Raw genomic sequence first — 21,902 nt, forward strand, 5'->3', positions numbered from 1 at the left:
GCCCGGCCGGACTCAGCGCCGCCGCAGGCGCAGCACCAGGGCGGCACCGCCGGTGAGCAGCAGCACCGCACCGGCGCCGCCCGCCGGCAGCGGCGCGGACGGTCCCGCACCCACCCCGGTGGCCTCCGCCGCCGGGGCACCGGCGGGTACGGTCGAGGTGGCGTCCGCCGCCCGGCCGGCGGACGCGGAGGCCGGGGCCGGCGCGCCGGATACGGCCGGGGCCGACGGGCTGCCGGTCGGACGCCCCGGTGTCGAGGCCACCGCGGAGGCCGACGGCGTGGCGGCCGACGCTGCGGCGGCCGGCGGTGCGGAGGTCTTCGCCGGTGCCTCCGGGAAGACCACGTCGGAGCACGAGTAGTACGTGTCCGGGGTGCTGCTGTTCTGCCAGACGGTGTACAGCACCTGACGTCCCGTCCGGTCGGCGGGCAGCGTCGCCGTGATGCGGTAGGCGCCGTCCGTCAGCGCCGGGTCCCTGACCTCGGCGAACGGGCGCGCCGGTAGATCGTCCCAGGTCAGCGGCTGCGTGGGATCGTAGCCCTGGGTCGTCAGGTACAGCTTGAAGGTGCCGGTGTGCGGGATCGTCGAGACGTACGTCATCCGCAGCGTCCCGCCCGGCGTCAGCCGGGTCGACGGCCAGTCGGCGCGGGCGAGGTCGAGGCCCCGGTAGGCGGACAGGCCGCCGCTGCACAGGTGCCCGTCGGGCACGGCCCGCCGGTCACGGCCGTCGACGTCCGCGATCTGCAGGTTGTCCCAGGCCGTGAAGGGGGCGCCGTTGGCCGCGACGGCGGCCCGGCAGGCCGCGGACCGGGACGGCGCGCCGCCGTCGGGGGAGCAGGCGTACACCCGGCTGACCGGGTCGGTGGGCGCGCCGTGCGCGTGCGCGGGACCCGCGCCCCACAGCACCGCCGGCAGCGGGCTCAGGGCGGCGACCGCCAGGGCGGCGGTCCGGTGTGCGGTCGTGCGGGGCATCGGGGACGTCTCCTCGGCCGGCGCGGGAACGGTCTGCCGTGCAGTACGGCCCACCGGCCCGGCGCGTTCACCGCCCCGCGAGCCCCATGAGCTCGACCAAGTGCCCCATGAGCTCGGCCTTGTACCCCATGAGCCCGACCATGTGCCCCATGTGCCCCATGAGGCAGGCCCTCAGGAAGCCGCCCGTTCCAGCGAGGCCAGCACGCGTTCCCCCCGGTCGGCTCGGGCGTCGAGGCCGGGGAGCAGACCGGGCACCGCGATGCTCGGCAGGATGTGCGCCCACAGGACCGACAGCCGTCCGGCGAGGTCGGCCCGGTCGGTCAGGGCCCGGGACATCAACTGGATCCCGGTGAAGGCGCCCACCAGCAGCTCCACCGTCTCCCGCGGCCGCACCGTCGGCAGCAGCTCGCCGCGTTCCCGGGCCAGCTCCAGCAGCTCGGTCAGTGCCTGCGCCCACTGCCGGAACGGCTCGCCGTGGTCGACGCCGGACGGTGTCTCCTGGTCCACCGCCAGCCGTACGCTGCCCCGCAACAGGGCATTGCTCAACAGCCGTTGGCCCACCACGAACGTCATGTCGACGATCTCCTGCAACTTGCAGGGCTGCGGCGGGACCGCACCGAAGGGGACCTGCTCGTCGAGCACCGCCTGGGCGAGGGACTCCTTCGACGGGAAGTGGAAGTACAAGGCGCCCTTGGTGACTTCGGCGCGCTCCAGGACCATCGCGATCGTGGTGGACGTGTAGCCGTGCTCGTCGAAGACCGCGCCGGCCGCTTCCAGGATCGCCCTGCGCGTCCTGATCGCGCGCTCCTGTTTCGCCATAAGAGCCCCTTCACGGCGCCGAGACGGCACCTTCCCGCGATCACGCGCGGTTTCAGCCCGATCATAGGATGCCGTCGACTGATCTCATTGAAAACAAACCGGTCGCCTCGTACTCTAACGCTCACCGGAGCGGGCGGTTCGCCGTCTGCCGTGGCCTTCGGGGGACCGTAGGGAGAGACATGACTCGACCGCGGCAGCTTGCCGACGCCCCCGCCCTGACGGCAACCGTGCCACGCCAACTCGTCCACCGCGCCGCCGTCGCCGAGACGCTCCTCACCGGCTGGCGGCGCACCGGGGCCGACCGCTTCTCGGTCACCGCCCAGTGGCCCCGGGCGCACGGACTGCACGTGTCGTCCGACTGGTCCGCGTACGACCCGCTCCTCGTCGTCGAGACGATCCGGCAGAGCGGCACACTGATCACCCATGCCGAGTACGGCGTGCCCCTGGATCACCAGTTCGTGCTCCAGGAGTTCCAAGTCGGCACTGTTCCAGGGCAGTTGGCGGTGGGCGCGCTGCCCGCGGAGCCGCAGGTCGACGTCGTCTTCACCGACGTCCAGTACCGCGGCCGCCGCCCCGCCTCCGCCCGCTACACCGCGCACGTCCTGCGCGAGGGCGAGCGCGTCGCCACCGCCGACGTCGCCTTCATGTGCGTCGGCGGGCCGGTCTACCGCAGGCTCCGCGGCGGCCGCACCCCGGACGCCGTGACCGCCGTACCCGTGCCGGCGGGCCTGCCCGCCGGTGTCGTCGGGCGTGCCCTGCCCTCGGACGTGGTCCTGGCCGCCACCGGCCGGCCCGACCGCTGGCAGCTGAGAGTAGATACCGCACACCCCGTTTTCTTCGATCACCCCCTCGATCACGTCCCCGGAATGCTGCTGCTGGAGGGCGCCCGCCAGGCGGCCTGGCTGAGAACGGACCCCGCGCGGGCGCCGGTCGCCTACCACGCGCACTTCCACCGGTACGCGGAACTGGACGAACCGGTATGGATCGAAGCGAAGGGAGGGCGGGGAACGGATGTCCAAGTCCTCGGAACGCAGGGCGAGTCGGCCGTCTTCGAATGCCTCGTCGGCACCGCGTGAGGGTGAGCTATTGTGTCCCAGGGGCAAGAAACAAACGGCATGACCCGTTCTTTACCGGCCCGGGAGAATCCAGTCGATGGCGAGGCAGCTACGTGCCGAACAGACCCGCGCGACGATCATCACGGCGGCGGCCGACCTGTTCGACCGGCACGGCTACGAGTCGACCAGCCTGAGTGACATCGTCGAGCACGCCCAAGTCACCAAGGGAGCCCTCTACTTCCACTTCGCGGCCAAGGAGGACCTCGCCCACGCCATCATGGAGTTGCAGTCCCAGGCTTCCCTGAGGGTGGCCGGCGAGATCGACGGCCGGGGCTACCCCTCCCTCGAAGCCCTGATGCGTCTCACCTTCGCCATCGCCCGGCTGTCGGTGGAGGGTCCCGTGGCCCGCGCCGGACTGCGGCTCGCCACCGGAGGCCTGCCGGTCCGGCCACCCGTGCCGCACCCCTTCGCCGAGTGGCTGGACCTGGTCTCCCGGCGGCTGGTGGGCGCGGTCAGGGAGGCGGACATCCATCCGGACGTCGACGTGGACGCGGTCGCGCACTCCCTGGTCTGTTTCTTCGTCGGCACCCGCGTGGTGGGCCGCTCCCGCGAACCCGGCGCACGCCTCCCGCGCCGTATGGCCGAGATGTGGCACGTCCTGATCCGCGGGCTCGTCCCGGTACCGCGCCGCCCCCGCTACCTGACCCTCGCGGTCCGGCTGGAGCGGGAGGTCATGGCGGCGGTGTGAGCCGGGGGCCGGGGCGGTGGCACCTGGGCGGCGGGGGAGCGGAGCCGACGGTGGATCAGCCGCCGGGCGGTGGGGGAGCGAAGCCGACGGTGGAGCAGCCGCCGGGCGGCCCGGGGGAGCGAAGCCGACGGTGGATCAGCCGCCGGGCGGCGGGTGAGCGAAGCCGACGGTGGAGCAGCCGCCGCGCTGCGGGTGATCCGAAGCTGACGGTAAGTCAGCTGCTCCGGCGGAGGGTGAGCGGACCCGGCTCGACGTGGCGGGACCCGGCGCGGCGAGCGGGGCCGGCGGCGGAGTCGCAGGCGGTGGTCCTCCAAGCGGTGGTCCTCTTACCGCGCGCGGTCTCCTCGGCTACCGGGCGCGGTCCCCTCGGCTACCGCGCGCGGTCTCGTCGGCGGCGCCGACCGGGGGTCGCGCGCCGCGGACGCCGTACGTCCCCGCGGGGGCGGCCCGCCGAGCCGCTACGGTGAGCCGCATGCCCGACACGCCCGCCCCGCCCGTGCTCACCGGCGACGAGCCCGGCTCCTTCCCCCACGGTGTCCTGGCCGAACGGCACCCCGCGATCATCCGGCAGGTGCGCGACGCCCTCCCGTACGGACCTGACGTCCACCGCGCCCTGGACGCCCTGCTGGCGAGCTGTACCGAGGGCGTGATCGAACCACTCCCCGCCGACGCCCACGACCAAGACCGGTGGCGGACCTGGGGACTCGACACGTACGCGGGACGCTCCTGGTTCGAGGTGCCGTGGCTGTGGTCGGAGAGCTACTTCTACCGGCGGCTCCTGCACGCCGTCGGATACTCCGGCCCCGGACCGTGGCAGGGCGTCGACCCGTTCCGCCCGGCCAAGCTCGCCGAACTCGACGCCCCCGAGACGGACGAGGAACTCGCCGCCCTCGACGGCCTCGCCGCCCGCCCGGTCGAGGAACGGGGCCGGGCGCTGCTGCACGGCTCGCTGTGGGGCAACCGCGCCGACCTGGGCTTCCGGCTGTCCGACGCCGGGGCGGAGGAACGGGCCGCCGCGCCCGCGCTGGTCGCCGACGACAGCGAGGCCCTCCACCCGCTGCTGGCCCCGTCCCGGCCCGCCACCGGGACCCTGTGCCTGGTCGCCGACAACGCGGGCCGCGAACTGATCCCCGACCTGCTCCTCGCCGCCCACCTCCTCGCCCACGGCCGGGTCGCGCGCGTGGTCCTGCACGTCAAGCCCTGCCCGTACTACGTCTCCGACGCCACGACGGCCGACGTCGTCGACGCGCTGCGCCGGCTGACGGCCGCGCCGGGCGAGGCCGCCTCCTACGGCCGGCGCCTGTGGGCGGCGATGACGGACGGCACCCTCACGGTCCGCGCCCACCCCTTCGCCGCCGCCCCGCTGCCGTACGACCGGATGCCGGACGACCTGCGCGCGGAGTTCGCCGCGGCCACCCTGACGATCACGAAGGGCGACCTCAACTACCGCCGGCTCGTGGGCGACCGGCCCTGGCCCGCGACGACGCCCTTCGCGGACGTCACCGCGTACTTCCCCGGCCCGGTCGCCGCCCTGCGCACCCTGAAGTCCGACGTGGTCACCGGCCTGTCCGAGGACACCGAGGCCGCCCTGGACGCCGCGGAGGACGGGCGGTGGCGCACGGGCGGCACCCACGCGCTGATCCAGGTCAGGACCTGACACCGCCCCCGCCCCGACAACCGCCGGGGGCGTGCCCGGGACGCCCACCAGGGGCGCGCGTCTCGCACGCATTCCCGGCACGTTCACGCGATGGTGTGATCATGTGTGGCCCCGGGGATGCCCGTGGGAGGCCGCGGGTAGGGCCCGGCCATGACTCAGCCGTTCGAACTCCCGCACTTCTACATGCCGTATCCCGCGCGGCTGAACCCGCACGTCGAGGAGGCCCGCGCCCATTCGACGGCGTGGGCGCGCGAGATGGGCATGCTGGAGGGATCGGGGATCTGGGACCAGGCCGACCTGGAGGCGCACGACTACGGCCTGCTGTGCGCCTACACCCACCCCGACTGCGACGGCCCCGCCCTGTCGCTGATCACCGATTGGTACGTGTGGGTGTTCTTCTTCGACGACCACTTCCTCGACATGTTCAAGCGCACCCCGGACCGCGCCGCCGGCAAGGCACACCTGGACCGGCTGCCGCTGTTCATGCCGCAGGACCTGTCGACCGCGGTGCCCGAGCCGCAGAACCCGGTCGAGGCGGGCCTCGCCGACCTGTGGGCGCGCACGGTGCCGGCGATGTCCGCCGACTGGCGCCGCCGGTTCGCCGTCGCCACCGAACACCTGCTCAACGAGTCGATGTGGGAGCTCGCCAACATCGACGAGGGGCGCATCGCCAACCCCGTCGAGTACATCGAGATGCGCCGCAAGGTGGGCGGCGCCCCCTGGTCGGCCGGCCTCGTCGAGTACGCGACCGCCGAAGTCCCCGGCGCCGTCGCGGAGACCAGGCCGCTGCGGGTGCTGATGGAGACCTTCTCCGACGCCGTCCACCTGCGCAACGACCTCTTCTCCTACCAGCGCGAGGTCGAGGACGAGGGCGAGAACAGCAACGGCGTGCTCGTCCTGGAGACGTTCTTCGGCTGCACCACCCAGGAGGCCGCCGACACCGTCAACGACATCCTCACCTCCCGCCTCCACCAGTTCGAGCACACGGCCCTCACCGAAGTGCCCGCGCTGGCCCTGGAGAACGGGCTGCGGCCCGACGAGACCGCCGCGATCGCCGCCTACACCAAGGGACTCCAGGACTGGCAGTCCGGCGGCCACGAGTGGCACCTGCGCTCCAGCCGCTACATGAACCAGAACGTCACCTCCACACCCCTCTGGCAGGCGCCGAGCGGCCCCGGCACCTCCGCCTCCGACGTCGGCGCGCTGCTCGCCTCGGCCGCCGCCGACCGCCTGCGCGCCCACACCCACGTGCCGTACCAGAAGGTCGGCCCGTCCCGGCTGCCCGACTTCCACATGCCCTTCCCGGTGCAGCTGAGCCCCCATCTCGACGGAGCCCGGCACCGCCTCGCCGAGTGGAGCCACCGCATGGGCATCCTGACGGAGGGCGTGTGGGACGAGGACAAGCTCGACTCCTGCGACCTCGCCCTGTGCTCGGCCGGACTCGACCCCGACGCCACCCCCGAGGCCCTCGACCTCAGCGCCGCGTGGCTGGCGTTCGGGACGTACGGCGACGACTACTACCCGCTCGTCTACGGCCACCGCCGCGACCTGGCCGCCGCCCGCCTGACCACGGCCCGGCTCTCCGCGTGCATGACCCTCGACGGCGAGGAGCCGCCCGGCGTCCCCGCCAACGCCATGGAGCGCTCCCTGATCGACCTCTGGGCCCGCACCACGGCCGACATGACCCCGGACCAGCGGCGCACCCTGAAGGAGTCCGTCGACAAGATGACCGAGAGCTGGGTGTGGGAGGTGGCCAACCAGCTCCACCACCGCGTCCCCGACCCGGTCGACTACCTGGAGATGCGGCGCGCCACCTTCGGCTCCGACCTCACCCTGAGCCTGTGCCGCATGGGCCACGGCCCCGCCGTCCCGCCGGAGATCTACCGCAGCGGCCCCGTCCGCTCCCTGGAGAACTCCGCCATCGACTACGGCTGCCTGATCAACGACGTCTTCTCGTACCAGAAGGAGATCGAGTACGAGGGCGAGGTCCACAACGCGATCCTCGTCGTGCAGAACTTCTTCGGCTGCGACTACCCGGCCGCGCTCGGCGTCGTCCACGATCTGATGACCCAGCGCATGCAGCAGTTCGAGCACGTCGTCGCGCACGAACTGCCCGTCCTCTACGACGACTTCGACCTGTCGGCCGAAGGCCGTGCGGCGATGGACGGATATGTGGCCGACCTGCGCAACTGGCTGGCCGGCATCCTGAACTGGCACCGCGAGGTCGACCGCTACAAGTCCGCCTACCTGGCCCGCCGGGCCCACGGCTTCCTGCCGGACCGCTCGCCGGCCCTCCCCGCACCGCCCCCCGCCGCCCCCGCCGTCTCCGCCGTCTCCGCCGTCTCCGCCCCCGGTGTCCCGGCCGTCTCCGCCGTCTCTGCCCCCGGCGTCCCGGCCGTCTCCGCCGTTTCCGCCCCCGGCGTCCCGGCGCTGTCCGGCGTCCGCTCGGTGTTCGTCGCCCCCGTGGCGCCGGCCGCGCCCGTCCTGCCGGTGGGCTGACGCCTCACACGGGCCGACCCGCCGCACCCCGGTCGGCGAGCCGACCCGCCGACCGGCGTGCGGCGTGCTCGGCCGCGGCTCGGGCCAGCCCCCGGACCATCGGGTGCGGGCGCGAGCCGTCGCCGTACAGCTCCGGCTGGAAGAGGGAGGTCAGGAAGAAGGGGTGCCCGGGGAGCTCCGCCATCCGTACGGCGCCCGTCGTGTCCCGCCCGGAGAACCGCAGACCGTGGGCGCTCAGCGTGTCGAGGTGGCGGGACGGCCCGTAGTGGCAGGAGTAGCGCTCGACCGTGCGGTCCGCCCCCAGCAGTGAGTGGGCGAGCGAGTCCGGCTCCAGCACGACGGTGTCCTCGTGCCCTGCGAGGGAGCAGGCCAGTGGCTCGATGAGGAAGTCCCCGGCGCCGGGGTCGTTCTCGGCGTGCGCCACGTGCGGCAGCCCGCAGACGTTCCGGGCGAACTCCAGCAGGGCGTGCTGGAAGCCGCCGCAGGTGCCGAGGAAGGGGATGCCCTCCTCGCGGGCGGTGCGGATCGCGGCCAGTACGCCCGCCTCGCTCCGGTAGGGGCTGCCCGGCACCACCCACACCGCGTCGAAGCCACGTACGGCGTCCTCGGCCCCGGCGTCCGGCGAGGGGATCCAGTAGGCGTCGAGGACCAGCCGGTCCCGTGAGGCGAGGGCGTCCAGCAGGAGCGGGACACGGGTGTGCGAGACGACGTGCGGGGAATGGTCGCCGACCAGGGCGACCTTGGCGATCTGAGCTGCGCTGTCGGTCATGCCCCCATCCTCGGAGCGGCCCGCGCTTCACGTCCAACGATGATTCCTGCACCCTCCATAAGCAGCACTGATACAGCTGCCACAAGCTGGACCGAAGCGAGGATGATGCGGCCTGGGACCCTGACCCCATGGACCCGCACCTCCTGCGCACCTATGTCGCCGTGGCCCGCCTCGCCTCCTTCTCCGCGGCCGCCCGCGCACTCGGCTACACCCAGTCGGCCGTGTCCCAGCACATCGCGGCCCTCGAACAGGACCTGGGCGCCCCGCTGCTCACCCGCCGCCCCGTCGCGCCCACGGCGGCCGGCGAACGGCTCCTGGAACACGCGGGCCCGCTGCTGCTGCGCCTGGACGCCGCCCGCGCGGACGTCGCCCGGATGGCCGCCGTGCCCGCGCACGGCCTGACGCTGGCCGCCTCACCGACCGCCCTCGTCCCCGTGGCGGCGGCCGCCCTGCCGCCCGCCGGGGTGACGCTGCGGGTCATCGCCCGGGACGAGGTGCCCACCGCCGTCGCCGCGGGCAGCGCCGACCTGGGCCTCGTCGACGGCCTGGCCGCCCCCAGCGATCCGCTCCGCCTCCCCGACGTGGCCCCGCTGACCACGTACGGCGTCCTGGAGGAGCCGGTCTGCGTGCTGCTGCCCGCCGGTCACCCCCTGGCCCGGCGCGCCGGTCTGCGTCTGGGCGACCTCGCCGACGCGCGCTGGATCGACGCCCCCGACACGGGCCTGCCCCTGCCCGCCCTGCGGGCCGCCCACGGCGGCCCCGGTTTCCGCCCCGCCCTGCGCTACGACGGCACCGACGTCCGCGTCCTGACCGCCCTGGCCGCGGCCGGTCACGGCCTGACCCTCCTGCCCCGCTCGGCGGCGGCCGGCGTGCCGGGAGCGGCCGCCGTTCCCCTCGCCACGCCCCACCTCGTCCACCGGGTGGAACTCGTGCAGTCGGGGACGCCGACGGGCGCGGCGGCGGCCCTGGCGCGGGTGCTGTCGGCGCGGGGGTGAGCGTGCGGGGGTGGTGCGGGGCCGTCAGTCTCACTCGTTCGTGGCTCGTGGTGCGCCGGTGCGCCGGGTAGGGCACCAGCCGGAGGCGATCGATGGAACAGATGGCGTTGCGTCCCAAGCCCATGCCCGGACAGGAGCCCGGCGACGACCGCTCCGGCGGACCGGCCCACCGCCCGCACGCCGCGCCCCGGCGCGGCCGGCGGCTGACGACCCTGCTGCTCGGCCTGTTCGCCGGCGCGGTCCTGGTCCTGTCCGGCGTCGGGCTGGGAACCGTCGGGGCGAGCGTGATCGCCATGAGCAGACTGGCCGAGCTGCAACGGCAGGCCGCGCAGCACGGACCGGGAGGCCCGGGCGCCGCGCCGGCCCCGGACCGCCCGGACCCGTCCGCCTCGACCGGGTCCGCCCCGGCGCGGGGCTCCACCGGCGCCACGTTGGGGGTGGAGGCCGTCGACGCCGAGAAGGCGGGCGCCGAGATCGTCGCCGTCCACGTCCCCGGCCCCGGCTACGCGGCCGGACTGGTGCGCGGCGACGTCCTGCTGGTGTTCGGCCGTACCCGTGTCGACTCGGCGACGGACCTGGCGCGGGCGGTCGACGAGGCCCGGCCGGGCCGCGAGGTGAAACTGACGGTCCGGCACGAAAGCGGCGGCTACCAGCAGCTGACCGTGATCCCGGGAGTCGTCACCTGACCGGGAGCACCCGCGGGCCGTCCGGCGTCAGGCGACCGTCCGGAGCCCCCGGCCGTCCGGCGCCCCCCAGCCGTCCAGCGTCACGCGGCCGTCCGGTGTCACGCGGCCGGGCGGCCGTCCGGCGTCCCCCGGCCGTCCGGCGCCAGACGGCCGTCCGGCGGTGCCCCGCGCGCCCGCGGACGCGCACGCGGGCTCAGACGACCACCCGGAAGTGGCTCGTGAGCCGCCGCTCGTCGTCCAGGACGTGGAAGGCCAGCCCGACCGGCGCTTCCCGGTCGGCGACCTGGTCGCCCTCCCACGGCAGCCGCAGCGTCCACGTCACCCCGGGCCCGACGACCAGCGGCCGGCCGGCGAAGGCGGTGGCGGCCGGTGTGTGGGCGTGGCCGGCGATGATCCCGGCGATCTCCGGCCGCCGTTGCAGGAGCGCGGCCAGCCGGCCGGGATCGCCCAGCCGGTACGCGTCGGGCAGGGGGTGGTGCAGGGCCACCGGCGGGTGGTGCAGGGCGAGCAGGGCCGGTACGTCCCCGCCCAGCTCGTCGAGGGTCTGCTCGATCCAGTCGTACGTGTCGTCCGTCAGGGCCCCGTCGTCCTCGCCGGGGATGCTGGAGTCGCACATCAGCACCGCACCGCCGTCGAACACCTGGACGCTGTTGACCGGCCCGTCGGAGGGCGGTTCGCCGAGCAGGGCCTTGCGGTAGGGCGCGCGGCGGTCGTGGTTGCCCGGGCAGGTGAGCACCGGGAAGGGGCCGCTCGGATCGCGCAGACCGAGGATCCGCGCGGCCTCCTCGTACTCCGCCTCCGCCCCGTGGTCCGCGATGTCGCCGGTGACCAGCAGCGCGTCCACCCTCCCCGGCAGGCTCCGCAGCCGGTCGCGCACCCGCTCGGCCCGCTCGGTGGCCCGGGGGCTCCCGTCCAGGTGCAGATCGCTGATGTGGGCGAGTACGAGCACGGTGGTGGGCCTTCCTGACGTCCTGACGTGATGGGCCGGCGGAACACGGAGATCTAACCATCGGATCTAATGACACGGCAATCATCAACCATTAATCCGTCGTCGTCCGTGTCGACCGGCTCGCGTCGCCCCCGCTGTCCGGGCAGGATGCTGCCCGTAGCCCCACGCCTCGAGGAAGCCCGTCAGGGAGGCCCGGATGACCGGCAGCACGCCCGCGCCCTTCACCGCCGACGACTACCGGGCCCGCATGGAGCGGGCCGCCCGCGCGGCCGACGACGCGGGGCTGGCCGGCCTGCTGGTGGCGCCCGGCCCCGACCTCGTCTGGCTCACCGGCTACGCTCCCCCCGCCGCCACCGAACGGCTCACTCTGCTCGTCCTCGCCCCCGGCCGGGACCCCGTCCTCGTCGTCCCCGCCCTGGAGGCCCCCGACGCCGCGAAGGCGACCGGCGCCCCCGCCCTGTCCCTGCGGGACTGGACCGACGGCACGGACCCCTACACCACCGCCGCCGCCCTCCTCGGCACCGGCGGACGGTACGGCGTCAGCGACAACGCCTGGGCGATGCACCTGCTCGGCCTCCAGAAGGTCCTCCCCGGCAGCTCCTACGCCTCCCTCACCGAGGTCCTGCCGATGCTGCGGGCCGTCAAGGACGCGGCCGAGCTGGAGCTGATGGCCGCGGCGGGAGCGGCCGCCGACCGGACCTTCGAGGAGATCCGCACGGTCCCCTTCGCCGGCCGCAGGGAGTCCGACGTCGGCGCCGACCTCGCCGACCTGCTGCGGCGCTTCGGCCACTCCCAGGTCGACTTCACCATCGTCGCCTCCGGCCCCAACGGGGCGAACCCGCACCACGAGGTCGGCGACCGCGTCATCGAACACGGTGACATGGTCGTCCTCGACTTCGGCGGCCTGAAGGACGGCTACGGCTCCGACACCTCCCGCACCGTCCACGTCGGCGAACCCACCGACGAGGAGCGCCGTGTCCACGACCTCGTGCGCGAGGCCCAGGAGGCCGGCTTCCGCGCGGTCCGGCCCGGTGTCGCCTGCCAGGAGGTCGACCGGGCCGCCCGCGCGGTCATCGCCGACGCCGGCCACGGCGCCCACTTCATCCACCGCACCGGCCACGGCATCGGCGTCACCACCCACGAACCGCCGTACATGATCGAGGGCGAGGAACAGCCTCTCGTGCCCGGCATGTGCTTCTCCGTCGAACCCGGCGTCTACCTGCCCGGTCGTTTCGGCGTCCGCATCGAGGACATCGTCACGGTGACGGAGGACGGCGGCCGCCGCCTCAACGACACCACCCGCGAACTGGTCATAGTGGACTGAACCCCCGCAGGAGCCCCTGGCACCCATCCGAACGGCGACGCGCGACCATGACCCAGGCACCCACCCCCACCGCGGACACCGTCCGCCGGCTCGTCCACGCCCTCCTCGCGGAGGGCGTGGGAGGCACCAGGGGCAGGAACGGCGCGGGCGGCGCCGTCGGCCCCGACGTACGGCCCGTCCACGAGGAGGCCGGCGAACAGTGCGCGTGGTGGGTCGGCGCACGCCATGTGCTGCGGCTGGCCCCCGACCGGGACGCGGCCGTCCGCCAGCGCCGCGAACTGCGGCTGCGCGACCTCGTCCGCCCGCACGTCCCCGTCACGGTGCCCACGAGCGTCGCCCACGGCGAGTGGTCGCCGGGCCTGACCTACACCCTGGACACCAGGGTGCCCGGCGGCACCGGCGAGGAGCACGAGGTGTCGGCCCTCGGCGAGGCCGACCTCGCCGGACTGCTCGCCGGACTGCGCGAGGTGCCGCCGCGCCAGGCCGAGACCCTCGGCGTGCCGCGCGCCGCCCCCCGCTCGCTGGAGGCCCTGCGCCGCATGGCCGTGGCCGCCGCGGAACACCTCGCCCACGCCGACGAGTTCGATCCCGCCCGCCTGTACCAGCTCACCCCGCCGGGAGCGGCCCAGCTGGCCGCCCAGCCCGCCCCCGCCGTCCTCGTCCACCACGCCCTGCGGGGCGAACACCTCGTCGTCAGCGCCGACGGCCGGGTCCGCGGCGTCCTCGACTGGACCGGCGCGGTCCTCGGCGACCCGGCCGAGGACATCGCCGGCCTCGCGCTCGCGGTGGGCTCCGGCGCCGCCGTCCGCGCCGCCACCCTCGCCGGCTACGGCGCCCGCCCCTGCCTGCGCGGCCTCTGGCTCGCCCGCTGCGACACCGTCGTCCACCTCGCCGAACGCCTCGACGGCCACGGCACCGCCCCCCTGCCCCCGCTCCGCACCCGACTGCGCCGGGCCTGGGAGACGATCCTGCTGGAGCGGGTGACGGAGTTCCGGGAGGACGACGAGAGCTGGTAGTCCCTTCTACGGGCGCTTCCGGTGGTCGTCCCTTCCACGGGCGCTTCTGATGGATTTCCGCGGCGTCGCCGCGGAAATCCATCGCAGCGGGGTGCCGATCGGGGCGGGCCCGCAGTCGGCGTCCAGGGGTGCGGGCCGGCGCATCTCCTGTGTGCCCAGCTGCCGGCCCCGCCGGGGCCTACGGGCTCTGCGGCCATCGTGAGGGAGAACGCCGGGTCCAGGGCCGTCCCGGCTGACGCGTTCGTCATCTCCCGGCCATACCGGCGCCATTGAATAGACGCGATTGAATAGACGCGACGACTAGTCTAATCTCCAGAGTAGACGCAACGGTAAGTCTCGGCATCTGCCGCGCCCGCCGTTCCTTCCGCACACTCAATCGCTCACGAGAGGCCACTTCAGTGGGGAACTCCACCGTCCGCGCCGTCGATGGGACCGGCGCTCCAGAGAGGGCACGCGGCGGCGGCCTCGCCGTGTTCAGCGTGGCCTTCGCCTTCTGGATCACCATGGCGGGCACCACGGCGCCCACCCCGCTCTACCCGCTCTACGGCGAGGAGTTCGGCTTCACGCCGTTCACCGTGACGGTGGTCTTCGCCGTCTACGCGCTCGGTGTCGTCCTCGGGCTGCTGGTCTTCGGCCGGCTCTCGGACCAGGTGGGACGCCGTCCCGTCCTGGTCGCGGCCACCCTGCTGTCCGTGGGCGCCGCGGTGGTCTTCCTGCTGGCCGAGAACGTCGCCGCGATGCTCGTCGGCCGGGTCGTCTCCGGTTTCTCGGCGGCCCTGGTGACCGGCGCCGCCACCGCCTCGCTCACCGAGCGGCTCGGGCAGCACCGCCGTATCAAGCCCGCCACACTCGCGCTGTTCGCGAACATGGGCGGGCTCGCGTGCGGCACGCTGATCGCAGGCATCCTGGCGGACCTCGCGCCCTCGCCGCTGCGCACCCCGTGGGTCGTCATGCTCGCCCTCGCCGCCATCGGCGCGCTCGGTGTCGTCGTGAACGGGGAGAGCTCCGCCCACCGTTCCGGCTTCTCCCTCCAGTTCCAGCCGCTGCACATCCCGGCCGAGATCCGGTCGGACTTCCTGCGCTCCGCGATGGCGGCGGGCGCGGGCTTCGCCGTGCTCGGCGTCCTGACCGCGGTGACGGGTCTGTTCCTGGGGACGGTGCTGCACGAGTCCAGCCACTCGCTGACCGGACTCGTGGTCTTCATCGCCTTCGCGTGCACCGCTCTCGGCCAACTCCTCGTCCGCACCCTCAAGCCCGCCACCGCCCTGCCCGCGGCGTGCCTGGGCCTGATCGTCGCAGCCGGCCTGATCGCCGTCGCGATGGCCACCAGCTCCCTGGCCCCCCTGCTCGTCGGAGCCGCGGTCAACGGACTGGCGACGGGCGTCGCCGTCGGTCACGGCCTCGGCGGCATCACCACGCGCAGCGCTCCCCAGCACCGGGGCGCCTCGGTCTCCACCTTCTTCGCCATCCTGTACTCGATGCTGGCGGTGCCGGCGATCGGAGTGGGCGTCCTGATCCGCGAGACCAGCCTGCGCCCGGCCGGCGAGACGTTCAGCGCCGTGGTCGCCGCGCTCTCCCTGGGCGTCCTGCTCAGCCTGGTGCGGAGCGGCCGGAAGGCCGCCTGAGCGAGGTCCGCCGCGAACCGGTTCGCGGCGGACCCCGCTGTGCCAGAATCACAGCGACGGACACGATGCGAAGGGTCGGCGGAACCATCAGCGCCACGCGGAAACCACAACCTGCCTGTGCGAAGAGCACGGTCATCAGCCGAACCGGTCCACGCCGCAGTGAGAGCGTCCGGCTCGCGGTGCTGCACGCCGCGGACGACCTGCTGGTCGAGCGGGGCTTCGCGGCCCTGACCATCGAGGGCATCGCCCAGCGCGCGGGCGTGGCCAAGCAGACGATCTACCGCTGGTGGAAGTCGAAGGTCGACATCCTCCTCGACACCCTCACCGACGACGCCCGCGAGGCCCTGGAGTGGCGCGTGGACGAGGACGGCAGCGTCGAGGAGAGCCTCACCTCCCACCTGCGGCGCGTGGCCGACTTCTTCGACGAGCCGGCCGGCCAGGTACTGCTGGCACTCCTCGGTCACGCCCAACTGGACAGCGAGACGGCCGCGTCGCTGCGGTCCGGGTTCCTGCGGGAGCAGCGGGAACGTGACGTGGCCGGCCTGCGCCACCTGCTCGCCCGCGACCAGGGGCTCGTCGTCGACGACCGTACGCTCGACCATCTCGTGGATCTGCTGCTCGGTCCGTTGTACTACCGCGTGCTCGTGTTCGGTTCCCCGATCGACAGGGAGCTGGTGGATGCCACGGCCCGCCTCGTCCTCGGGCTCGCCCGCGAGCCGTCGAACCGGGATTCCTGACCTCGCCCCGACCTGAACGAGTGGCCCCCGGCGTTTTCCGTCGGGAGCCACTCGCGTAAGAGGGTCAGTGCAGGCTGATACATCCGCTCCTTATTCCCTCGATAACCGCTTCGGTACGTGATGCCGCGCCCCGCTTGATGAAGATCGAGTGCAGATGGACCTTGACCGTGCGCTCGGAAATGCCGAGCAATCGGGCGACCATCCTGTTGGAGTTCCCCTCCTTGACGTCAGGACCTGACGCTCCCGCGGAGTGAGTGCCGAGACCGTTCTGGTCGCCATGCGACCTGGCACCTGCTCGGAGTCGAGAGTGGTCACTAGTCCTTCGGGCGTCGGACGGGATGCGTGAGACATGTACTTCCCCCTGTCATGCATGATCATCACTCATCAAGACGTGCACGCAAGCGCCATTGCCCACGCGGCCGCATCTTCAACGATTGCTCGTCGCGCAAGCAGTATATTTTATGGGTTCACCGCCATTCATATCGCGGCGGCACTCCGCGACAACGGATCGGGGACGCTGTACACCGTGGATCTCACGAAGGAAAGTGCGCGGCGGCCCGGGAGCATCTGAGATCCGCGGGCGTGGACGAGTCGTGGCCGGCCGTCGCCGCGCTCGGTATGTGCGTCATGCTGGTGTTCGGTCTCGGCGCCGGCGTGAACCTGGCGGTCGGCCGACTGGCCACCAGCGCGCTGCACCCGACGCCGACCGAGGTGCTGTGGATCGTCGACAGCTATCTCATCGTCTTCGGCTGTCTGCTGATTCCGAGCGGAGCCGTGGGAGACCACTTCGGACGAAAAGGAGCCCTGCTCACCGGCCTGGCCCTGATGGTCGTGGGATCCCTCGGATCCACCGTCTCCCCGACCGTCGCCCTGCTGCTCGTGGCCCGGGCGGTGACCGGCGCCGGCGCCGCCCTGATTCTGCCCAACAGCCTTCCACTCCTCATCGGCTGCTATCCGCCCGCCAAACGCGGTCACGCCGTCGCGCTGTGGACCGCGTTGAGCGGCGGCGGGGTGGCGGGCAATATCGTGGCCGGCGCCGTTCTCCACTTCCTCGACTGGCAGGCCCTGTTCGTGGTCGCCGCCCCCCTCGCCGCATTCGGAATCGTCGTGGCGGCGAAGTCCCTGCCCCGGGTCGAACGCCATCAGCACTCGCTGGACGCGGGCGGGGTTCTGCTCCTCGTGACCGCGGTCTTCGGTGTGCTGTTCGGCATCATCGAGGGGTCCGAACTCGGCTGGACGTCCCCCGGCGTACTGCTCGGTTTTGCCGCCGGCGCGGTTTTTCTCGCGCTTTCCGCCGGTACGAACTCCGCCAGGAGCAGCCTCTGCTGGACCCCCGCGTATTCCGCCGTCCCGGAATGCGCGCCGGGACCCTCGGCATCGTCGTGTCCTTCGTCGCCATGTACTCGGTGTTCTGTCTCAACGGCCAATACCTGATGAACGTCAAGGACTGTCCTGCCGTGCCGGCGGGACTGGGCACGGCCCCGCTGGCCGTCGTGATCTTCCTGGTCCCGCCGCGGGCCGCCCGACTGGCCGACCGGTACGGCTCGCCTCCCGTCGTCGCCTGCGGGCTGCTCATGGTCGTCGTCGGGCTGGGGCTCTTCTCCCTGTGCGGTCCCGATACCGCCTACGTCTCGTACGCCGGGTGCATCGTCGTGGTCGGCGTCGGGTCGGGGCTGTCCAACCCGCCGCTGTCCCGGGCCGTCGTCAGCTCGGTGCCCGCGCGTCAGGCGGGCGTCGGCTCCGGCCTGACCAGCTTCAGCCGGGAGATCGGCGGGGCGTTGGGGTTCGCCGTGTTCGGCACGCTGCTCGACGCCCGGTTCACCGAGGCCCTCCCGGCCGGGCTGCGGCACCTGAGCGGGGCGTCCGGAGGACAGGCACTGGGCACCGTCCTGCGCGGTGCGGAACACTCCGGGTCCGCCGCGGCAGTACTCTCCGCGCAGGCACGGGAGGCGTTCACCACGGGGATGGCCGAGTCGTTGCGGTGGATCGCCCTGCTGTTGCTTTTGGCGGCACTCCTGGTCATAGCGTGGCTGCGTCCCCATGCCGCGGAGCGGACCACTTCCCAGGAGCAGCCTTGAGCGGAACCGGCGTCGACGACCCCGGCCAGGACGGTGACTGGGCCCACGAGCTGCCCGGCGTCCCGGCGCCCCACGTGGACCTGCGGCTGCTGCCCGCCCTGGACGCGCTGCTCCAGGAGGGCAGTGTCACCGGGGCGGCGGAGCGGCTGGCGCTGTCCCCGCCCGCCATGAGCCGGACCCTGTCCAAGATCCGCCGTGTTCTCGGCGACCCCGTGCTGGTGCGCGCCGGGCGGGGGCTGGTTCCCACGCCGCGGGCGCTGGAGCTCCAGCCGAAGGTGCGGGCCCTGATGCGGGAGGCCGAAGCCCTCCTCGCCCCGAGCCGGCAGGAGGACCTCACCCAGGTCAGCAGGACCCTGACCATCGTCGCGGACGAGGCCTACGCGGCGGTGCTGGCTCCGGCGCTGCTGAACCGGGCGAGCGCGGAGGTGCCGCTCGCCCGGTTCACGTTCACGGTGGAGAGAACCCACGGCAGCGCGCCCCTGCGGGAGGGGGCCGTGGACATCGAGGTGGGCGTCATCGACGAGTGCAGCCCGGAACTGCGCATCGAACCGCGCTTCGAGGACCGCTTCGTGGGAGTGGCGCGATCAGGACATCCTCTGCTGGACACGGCCGTGAGCGCGGCGGCGTTCGCCTCCGTACGGCACGTCAGCGTCTCCCGCAAGGGCCGTATGACGGGCCCGATCGACGAGGCGCTGCACGCGCGTGGTCTGCGCCGGGACGTCATCGCCTCCGTGCCGAACTACGGCGAGGCGCTGCTGATGATCGCGTCGAGCGACCTGGTGACCGCGATGCCCCACTCGCTCGCCGCCCGCGCGCGGGAGTGCGTGGGCATCGAGCTGTTCGACCTTCCGGTGGAGACCGAGCCCGTCAACATCTGCCAGGCCTGGCACCCCCGCCGTGAGACCGAGCCCGTCCACGTATGGCTCCGCCACGCCGTCCGCTCCGCACTGACCCGGTCGGCGCCCCCGGCCCGCCCCGCCGACCAGGACGTCCACGGCCGGCGGTGACGCCGGCGTGCCCGGCCGGGCACCGACGACCGCTTCGACACCGGCCCGTCGAGCAGGACGTCCACGGCCGGCGGTGACGCCGGCGTGCCCGGCCCGGCGACGGCGCCGACGAGCAGTCGGGCGGCCAGGTGGGGAGCGATGTCGCCGCGTATGCCGCCGCCCTCGACGGCCCGTTCCAGCAGTTCCGTCAGCCGCCGGACCACCGCTGCACGGCACACGGCGTCGGGGGCGCGCGGGCCCGGCTCGCCGTCCGGTCGGTCAGAAGAGGGCGTACCGGCCCGGGTGGGCCGCCGCGGCGCCGGCCAACCCGTGCAGCAGCGCGACGAGTCGGTCGACGGGCCGGCCCGCCCCGGCGGCGCTCTCGGCCAGCAACGCCCGCACGTCCGCGCGGACCGGCCGCGTGATCGCCCGCCGCAGTTCGGCCTTGCCCTTCACGTGCCGGTACAGCGCCGCCTTGGTGAAGCCGAGGCGCGCGGCGATGTCGCTCATGCTCGTCGCGTCGTAGCCCCGCTCGTGGAACAAGGCCGTCGCGGCCGTGAGGACGTCCTCACGGCCGCGACGGAGGCGGGGCGACGACGGCGTCGTCGGTGGCGGGCTCACCGCGGTGACCGCCCCCGGCACAGCTCCAGCAGCGCCTCGGCGACGCCCCGCTCCGCCTTCCCCCAACTCTTCGGCGTACCTGCCCCGTACGGAGAGCTCGCGCCCGGAGTCGACCTGGGAGCCGCCGCCTCCGGTACGGATCCGCTGGATCTCCCGGGACGTCTTCAGCCGTTCCTTGAGCGTGCCGATGAGGAAGCGGTCCAGGGCGTCGATCTGTTCGCGCAGCCGGGCGATGTCCCCGGACGCGATGTCCCCGGACGCGGTGTCCGCGGAGCCGTCGGCTTCGCCGGTGATCTCGGTGTGCATCGTCTTGCTCCGTTCGTACGACGGGACATGGGTCGCCGAGGGATACGACCCCAGGGATCTCAGCCCGGGCACACGCAGGCGCAGCAGCCCGGCGGCGCGCTCGGTCGCGGCCGGTTCGGCGCCGCCCGGGCAGTCGGCGAACAGGACCGAGCCGCCGCGCCCGTCGGGCACGGTCCGCAGGGACACGGACCGCAGGAAGGGGTGGCGCCGCAGGCCGTCGAGCAGCCCGCCGAGTTCCTCGGGCCGGCCCGGGAGACGCCCGACCAGCGAGGTGCGGTCGGCGGCGGGCCGCGGGCCGCTCCGCCCACCGGGACGCGCGCACAGCAGGAACCGGGTGGCCGCGCCGGCGGTGTCCTGTATCCCGGTGACCAGGACCTGAAGGCCGTAGTGCGCGGCGGTGAAGTCCCCGGCCACCGCGGCGTCGCACTCCCGGTCCCGGACCCGGCGAGCGGCCTCGGCGTTGGACGGTGCCGGCGTCCAACGCGCCCGCGGCACCCGCCTGTCGAGCCATCCGCCGACCTGTGCCCCGGCGTGCGGATGGCCGCTCACCGTGCGGATCTGCGCGAGCCGCGTGCCGGGGCGGACCAGGAGGGCGAACTCGACGGGCAGCACGACCTCCCTGAGCACGGTCAGCGCGGGTGACTCGGAGAGGGCGCGCACCGTGTCCGCCACCAACCCGGCCACCGTGTTGTGCACGGGCAGCATGGCCGCGTCCACGGCACCCCGGCACACCAGCGTCAGGGCCTCGGCGGCTGTGGCGGCCGGTGACAGCCGGGAGCCCGCGGCCTCCGGGAGGGACCGCAGGGCCAGTTCGGTGAAGGTGCCTTCCGGGCCCAGATAGGCGAACCGCCGCTCCGGGTACGGGAGTCGTCCCGGTGCGGGAAACACCTGGATGTCCGGTGTCGGCGTCCTCATGTCACGCGGTGGCCAGCGCGGCGTCCATCGTGCTCGCCACCGCGCTCTTGGCCCGCCGCAGCTCCTTCTCCTCCAGCAGCCCGGGGGCGAACGCGGCCGCGTCGATGGTGACGGCGGCGGCGGTCCGCCCGGCCTGCTCCACCTCCACCGTCGTACGGAACGTGAGCCGGCTGGGCTCCGACACCTGCGACTCGTCCACCGTCAGCCGCACGGTGGCGCCCACGGGGAAGAGGAAGTTGGAGAACGTGGTGTTCATGGAGTTGAGGACGATGTAGTAGCGCTGCTGCGGCCAGCGTGCCGTGAAGTAGCGCTCCACCACCGCGACGAACATCTGGCGGGCCGCCTCGACGGCCACCATGCCCTGCACGTGCACCCGGTCCTGGACGTCGACGAGCAGTTCGTTGTGGTCGTGCAGCCCTAAGGAGGCCTCGAACGGCGCGTAGTGCTCCTTGTTCGATCCCAGGGTGGACAGGAACGCGGCCTTGAAGTCGGGGGTGCGGCCCAGCCAGCCGTACGTCATGCGCGCCCACTCCTCCATGGCCCGTGCGGCGGCGCGCAGGTCGCCGGAGGTGTACGGGGCCTTGAAGCAGGGGTGGGTGAAACCGCCGTTGCCGGTGTCGGTGGGGACGACCAGTTTGCTGTTGCGCTCGGGGTCGTGGAGCGCGTCGAAGAGCCGGGCCACCATGCGGGAGTTGTTGCGGAAGGCCGCGTGGCTCGTGACGTCCCGCACCTTCTCGCCGTAGATCCTCACCTCCCGGCCGTCCCGGCCGTGTGGGTGTGCGACCCGATGCACGGCAACACCTTCACCGCGCCGAGCGGCCACAAGAGCCGGCGCTTCGAGGACGTCCTGGACGAGATCACGGGCTTCTTCGAGGTGCACCGGGCGCTGGGTACGCATCCCGGCGGGGTGCACGTGGAGCTCACCGGCGAGGACGTCACCGAGTGCGTGGGCGGGAGCAACGAGGTCCTCTCCGACGACCTGCACCTGTGGTACGAGACCGCGTGCGACCCCCGCCTGAACCGCGGGCAGTCGATGGACCTGGCCTTCCGGGTCGCCGAGTGGTTCAGCGCCGAGAAGCGCCGCCTCGGCCGCCCCCGCCCGGAGCCCGCCTCGATCCGCCCGGCGGGCGTGCCGGTGTACGCGGCCT

At 73.5% G+C, this 21,902-nt stretch carries 20 protein-coding genes and 1 pseudogene; 14 read left to right on the forward strand and 7 right to left on the reverse strand.

The annotated features are described in order from the left end of the window. Window positions 1-12 precede the first annotated feature (12 nt). Together ACIP67_RS19310 and ACIP67_RS19315 are read right to left on the reverse strand one after the other, a co-directional pair. Window positions 13-969, reverse strand: coding sequence for a lytic polysaccharide monooxygenase (locus ACIP67_RS19310; RefSeq protein ID WP_401693077.1), 957 nt, complete (start codon window positions 967-969; stop codon window positions 13-15). Window positions 970-1,140: 171 nt separating this feature from the next. Next, window positions 1,141-1,788, reverse strand: coding sequence for a ScbR family autoregulator-binding transcription factor (locus tag ACIP67_RS19315; RefSeq protein ID WP_401693078.1), 648 nt, complete (start codon window positions 1,786-1,788; stop codon window positions 1,141-1,143). Between the two features lie 179 nt (window positions 1,789-1,967). Here ACIP67_RS19315 and ACIP67_RS19320 point away from each other — a divergent pair, with 179 nt between their 5' ends. From ACIP67_RS19320 to cyc2, 4 genes are all read left to right on the forward strand, one after another. Then, window positions 1,968-2,864, forward strand: a complete 897-nt coding sequence (locus ACIP67_RS19320) for a ScbA/BarX family gamma-butyrolactone biosynthesis protein (protein WP_401693079.1) — start codon at window positions 1,968-1,970, stop codon at window positions 2,862-2,864. Window positions 2,865-2,940: 76 nt separating this feature from the next. Continuing rightward, complete coding sequence (locus tag ACIP67_RS19325) at window positions 2,941-3,591, forward strand: ScbR family autoregulator-binding transcription factor (protein ID WP_401693080.1); 651 nt, start codon at window positions 2,941-2,943, stop codon at window positions 3,589-3,591. Window positions 3,592-4,063: 472 nt separating this feature from the next. Next, the gene (locus tag ACIP67_RS19330; protein WP_401693082.1) at window positions 4,064-5,248 is read left to right on the forward strand and encodes a damage-control phosphatase ARMT1 family protein; all 1,185 of its coding nucleotides are present in this window, start codon (window positions 4,064-4,066) and stop codon (window positions 5,246-5,248) included. 150 nt (window positions 5,249-5,398) lie between these two features. Further along, window positions 5,399-7,747 (forward strand): germacradienol/geosmin synthase Cyc2, encoded by a 2,349-nt coding sequence (gene cyc2, locus ACIP67_RS19335; protein WP_401693083.1) that lies wholly within the window; start codon window positions 5,399-5,401, stop codon window positions 7,745-7,747. Between the two features lie 4 nt (window positions 7,748-7,751). On the opposite strand, the gene ACIP67_RS19340 is transcribed toward cyc2, so the two are convergent. Beyond that, a complete protein-coding gene (locus ACIP67_RS19340; protein ID WP_401693085.1) occupies window positions 7,752-8,516 on the reverse strand; it encodes a hypothetical protein in 765 nt (254 codons plus the stop codon). 128 nt (window positions 8,517-8,644) lie between these two features. Here ACIP67_RS19340 and ACIP67_RS19345 point away from each other — a divergent pair, with 128 nt between their 5' ends. Together ACIP67_RS19345 and ACIP67_RS19350 are read left to right on the forward strand one after the other, a co-directional pair. Continuing rightward, window positions 8,645-9,511, forward strand: a complete 867-nt coding sequence (locus ACIP67_RS19345) for a LysR family transcriptional regulator (protein WP_401693086.1) — start codon at window positions 8,645-8,647, stop codon at window positions 9,509-9,511. Window positions 9,512-9,603: 92 nt separating this feature from the next. Beyond that, on the forward strand, window positions 9,604-10,197 hold the full coding sequence (locus ACIP67_RS19350) for a PDZ domain-containing protein (protein ID WP_401693088.1): 594 nt from the start codon (window positions 9,604-9,606) through the stop codon (window positions 10,195-10,197). A 193-nt stretch (window positions 10,198-10,390) separates the two neighbouring features. Here the strand turns inward: ACIP67_RS19350 and ACIP67_RS19355 are convergent, their stop codons facing one another. After that, the gene (locus tag ACIP67_RS19355) at window positions 10,391-11,146 is read right to left on the reverse strand and encodes a metallophosphoesterase (protein ID WP_401693089.1); all 756 of its coding nucleotides are present in this window, start codon (window positions 11,144-11,146) and stop codon (window positions 10,391-10,393) included. Between the two features lie 196 nt (window positions 11,147-11,342). On the opposite strand from ACIP67_RS19355, the gene ACIP67_RS19360 reads away from it, so the two are divergent. The 4 genes from ACIP67_RS19360 to ACIP67_RS19375 all read left to right on the forward strand — a co-directional run bounded on the left by ACIP67_RS19360 (window position 11,343) and on the right by ACIP67_RS19375 (window position 15,848). Continuing rightward, window positions 11,343-12,470, forward strand: a complete 1,128-nt coding sequence (locus tag ACIP67_RS19360; RefSeq protein WP_401693090.1) for an aminopeptidase P family protein — start codon at window positions 11,343-11,345, stop codon at window positions 12,468-12,470. A 47-nt stretch (window positions 12,471-12,517) separates the two neighbouring features. Continuing rightward, window positions 12,518-13,486: an aminoglycoside phosphotransferase family protein gene (locus ACIP67_RS19365; RefSeq protein WP_401693092.1), complete on the forward strand. Its 969-nt coding sequence runs from the start codon at window positions 12,518-12,520 to the stop codon at window positions 13,484-13,486. A gap of 398 nt (window positions 13,487-13,884) precedes the next feature. Next, window positions 13,885-15,111 (forward strand): MFS transporter, encoded by a 1,227-nt coding sequence (locus tag ACIP67_RS19370; RefSeq protein ID WP_401693094.1) that lies wholly within the window; start codon window positions 13,885-13,887, stop codon window positions 15,109-15,111. A gap of 179 nt (window positions 15,112-15,290) precedes the next feature. Then, entirely contained in the window at window positions 15,291-15,848 is a 558-nt protein-coding gene (locus tag ACIP67_RS19375) for a TetR/AcrR family transcriptional regulator (protein WP_401693096.1), read from the forward strand. Between the two features lie 64 nt (window positions 15,849-15,912). Here the strand turns inward: ACIP67_RS19375 and ACIP67_RS19380 are convergent, their stop codons facing one another. Continuing rightward, window positions 15,913-16,188, reverse strand: coding sequence for a response regulator transcription factor (locus ACIP67_RS19380; RefSeq protein ID WP_401693281.1), 276 nt, complete (start codon window positions 16,186-16,188; stop codon window positions 15,913-15,915). A 287-nt stretch (window positions 16,189-16,475) separates the two neighbouring features. On the opposite strand from ACIP67_RS19380, the gene ACIP67_RS19385 reads away from it, so the two are divergent. From ACIP67_RS19385 to ACIP67_RS19395, 3 genes are read left to right on the forward strand one after another with little or no spacing between them, the layout of a single operon-like run. After that, window positions 16,476-17,282, forward strand: coding sequence for an MFS transporter (locus ACIP67_RS19385; protein WP_401693097.1), 807 nt, complete (start codon window positions 16,476-16,478; stop codon window positions 17,280-17,282). Beyond that, window positions 17,204-17,926 (forward strand): MFS transporter, encoded by a 723-nt coding sequence (locus tag ACIP67_RS19390; protein ID WP_401693098.1) that lies wholly within the window; start codon window positions 17,204-17,206, stop codon window positions 17,924-17,926. Before ACIP67_RS19385 ends, ACIP67_RS19390 begins: the two co-directional genes overlap by 79 nt. Further along, window positions 17,923-18,933 carry a LysR family transcriptional regulator gene (locus ACIP67_RS19395; RefSeq protein WP_401693100.1) on the forward strand — a complete coding sequence of 337 codons (1,011 nt, stop codon included), beginning with the start codon at window positions 17,923-17,925 and terminating at the stop codon, window positions 18,931-18,933. The genes ACIP67_RS19390 and ACIP67_RS19395 overlap by 4 nt, the downstream gene beginning before the upstream one ends. 258 nt (window positions 18,934-19,191) lie before the next feature. On the opposite strand, the gene ACIP67_RS19400 is transcribed toward ACIP67_RS19395, so the two are convergent. Together ACIP67_RS19400 and ACIP67_RS19405 are read right to left on the reverse strand one after the other, a co-directional pair. Then, complete coding sequence (locus ACIP67_RS19400; RefSeq protein ID WP_401693101.1) at window positions 19,192-20,754, reverse strand: prephenate dehydratase domain-containing protein; 1,563 nt, start codon at window positions 20,752-20,754, stop codon at window positions 19,192-19,194. A gap of 1 nt (window position 20,755) precedes the next feature. Continuing rightward, window positions 20,756-21,634, reverse strand: a complete 879-nt coding sequence (locus tag ACIP67_RS19405) for a 4-hydroxyphenylacetate 3-hydroxylase N-terminal domain-containing protein (RefSeq protein WP_401693102.1) — start codon at window positions 21,632-21,634, stop codon at window positions 20,756-20,758. On the opposite strand from ACIP67_RS19405, the pseudogene ACIP67_RS19410 reads away from it, so the two are divergent. Continuing rightward, window positions 21,521-21,820 (forward strand): annotated as a pseudogene (locus ACIP67_RS19410) (3-deoxy-7-phosphoheptulonate synthase); the annotation flags it as partial. The gene ACIP67_RS19405 and the pseudogene ACIP67_RS19410 sit on opposite strands and share 114 nt — an antisense overlap. Window positions 21,821-21,902: the final 82 nt, after the last annotated feature.

This window comes from Streptomyces sp. NPDC088812, from assembly GCF_044750285.1.
Taxonomy (GTDB): domain Bacteria; phylum Actinomycetota; class Actinomycetes; order Streptomycetales; family Streptomycetaceae; genus Streptomyces.

What these genes read in the sequence shown, in the direction of transcription:
- ACIP67_RS19320 (WP_401693079.1), top strand. Translation starts at nt 1,968, where the DNA reads ATGACTCGACCGCGGCAGCTTGCCGACGCCCCCGCCCTGACGGCAACC.
- ACIP67_RS19350 (WP_401693088.1), top strand. Translation starts at nt 9,604, where the DNA reads ATGGAACAGATGGCGTTGCGTCCCAAGCCCATGCCCGGACAGGAGCCC.
- ACIP67_RS19315 (WP_401693078.1), bottom strand. Translation starts at nt 1,788, where the DNA reads ATGGCGAAACAGGAGCGCGCGATCAGGACGCGCAGGGCGATCCTGGAA.
- ACIP67_RS19360 (WP_401693090.1), top strand. Translation starts at nt 11,343, where the DNA reads ATGACCGGCAGCACGCCCGCGCCCTTCACCGCCGACGACTACCGGGCC.
- ACIP67_RS19385 (WP_401693097.1), top strand. Translation starts at nt 16,476, where the DNA reads ATGCTGGTGTTCGGTCTCGGCGCCGGCGTGAACCTGGCGGTCGGCCGA.
- ACIP67_RS19400 (WP_401693101.1), bottom strand. Translation starts at nt 20,754, where the DNA reads ATGAGGACGCCGACACCGGACATCCAGGTGTTTCCCGCACCGGGACGA.
- ACIP67_RS19325 (WP_401693080.1), top strand. Translation starts at nt 2,941, where the DNA reads ATGGCGAGGCAGCTACGTGCCGAACAGACCCGCGCGACGATCATCACG.
- ACIP67_RS19310 (WP_401693077.1), bottom strand. Translation starts at nt 969, where the DNA reads ATGCCCCGCACGACCGCACACCGGACCGCCGCCCTGGCGGTCGCCGCC.
- ACIP67_RS19365 (WP_401693092.1), top strand. Translation starts at nt 12,518, where the DNA reads ATGACCCAGGCACCCACCCCCACCGCGGACACCGTCCGCCGGCTCGTC.
- cyc2 (WP_401693083.1), top strand. Translation starts at nt 5,399, where the DNA reads ATGACTCAGCCGTTCGAACTCCCGCACTTCTACATGCCGTATCCCGCG.
- ACIP67_RS19345 (WP_401693086.1), top strand. Translation starts at nt 8,645, where the DNA reads ATGGACCCGCACCTCCTGCGCACCTATGTCGCCGTGGCCCGCCTCGCC.
- ACIP67_RS19330 (WP_401693082.1), top strand. Translation starts at nt 4,064, where the DNA reads ATGCCCGACACGCCCGCCCCGCCCGTGCTCACCGGCGACGAGCCCGGC.
- ACIP67_RS19390 (WP_401693098.1), top strand. Translation starts at nt 17,204, where the DNA reads ATGCGCGCCGGGACCCTCGGCATCGTCGTGTCCTTCGTCGCCATGTAC.
- ACIP67_RS19340 (WP_401693085.1), bottom strand. Translation starts at nt 8,516, where the DNA reads ATGACCGACAGCGCAGCTCAGATCGCCAAGGTCGCCCTGGTCGGCGAC.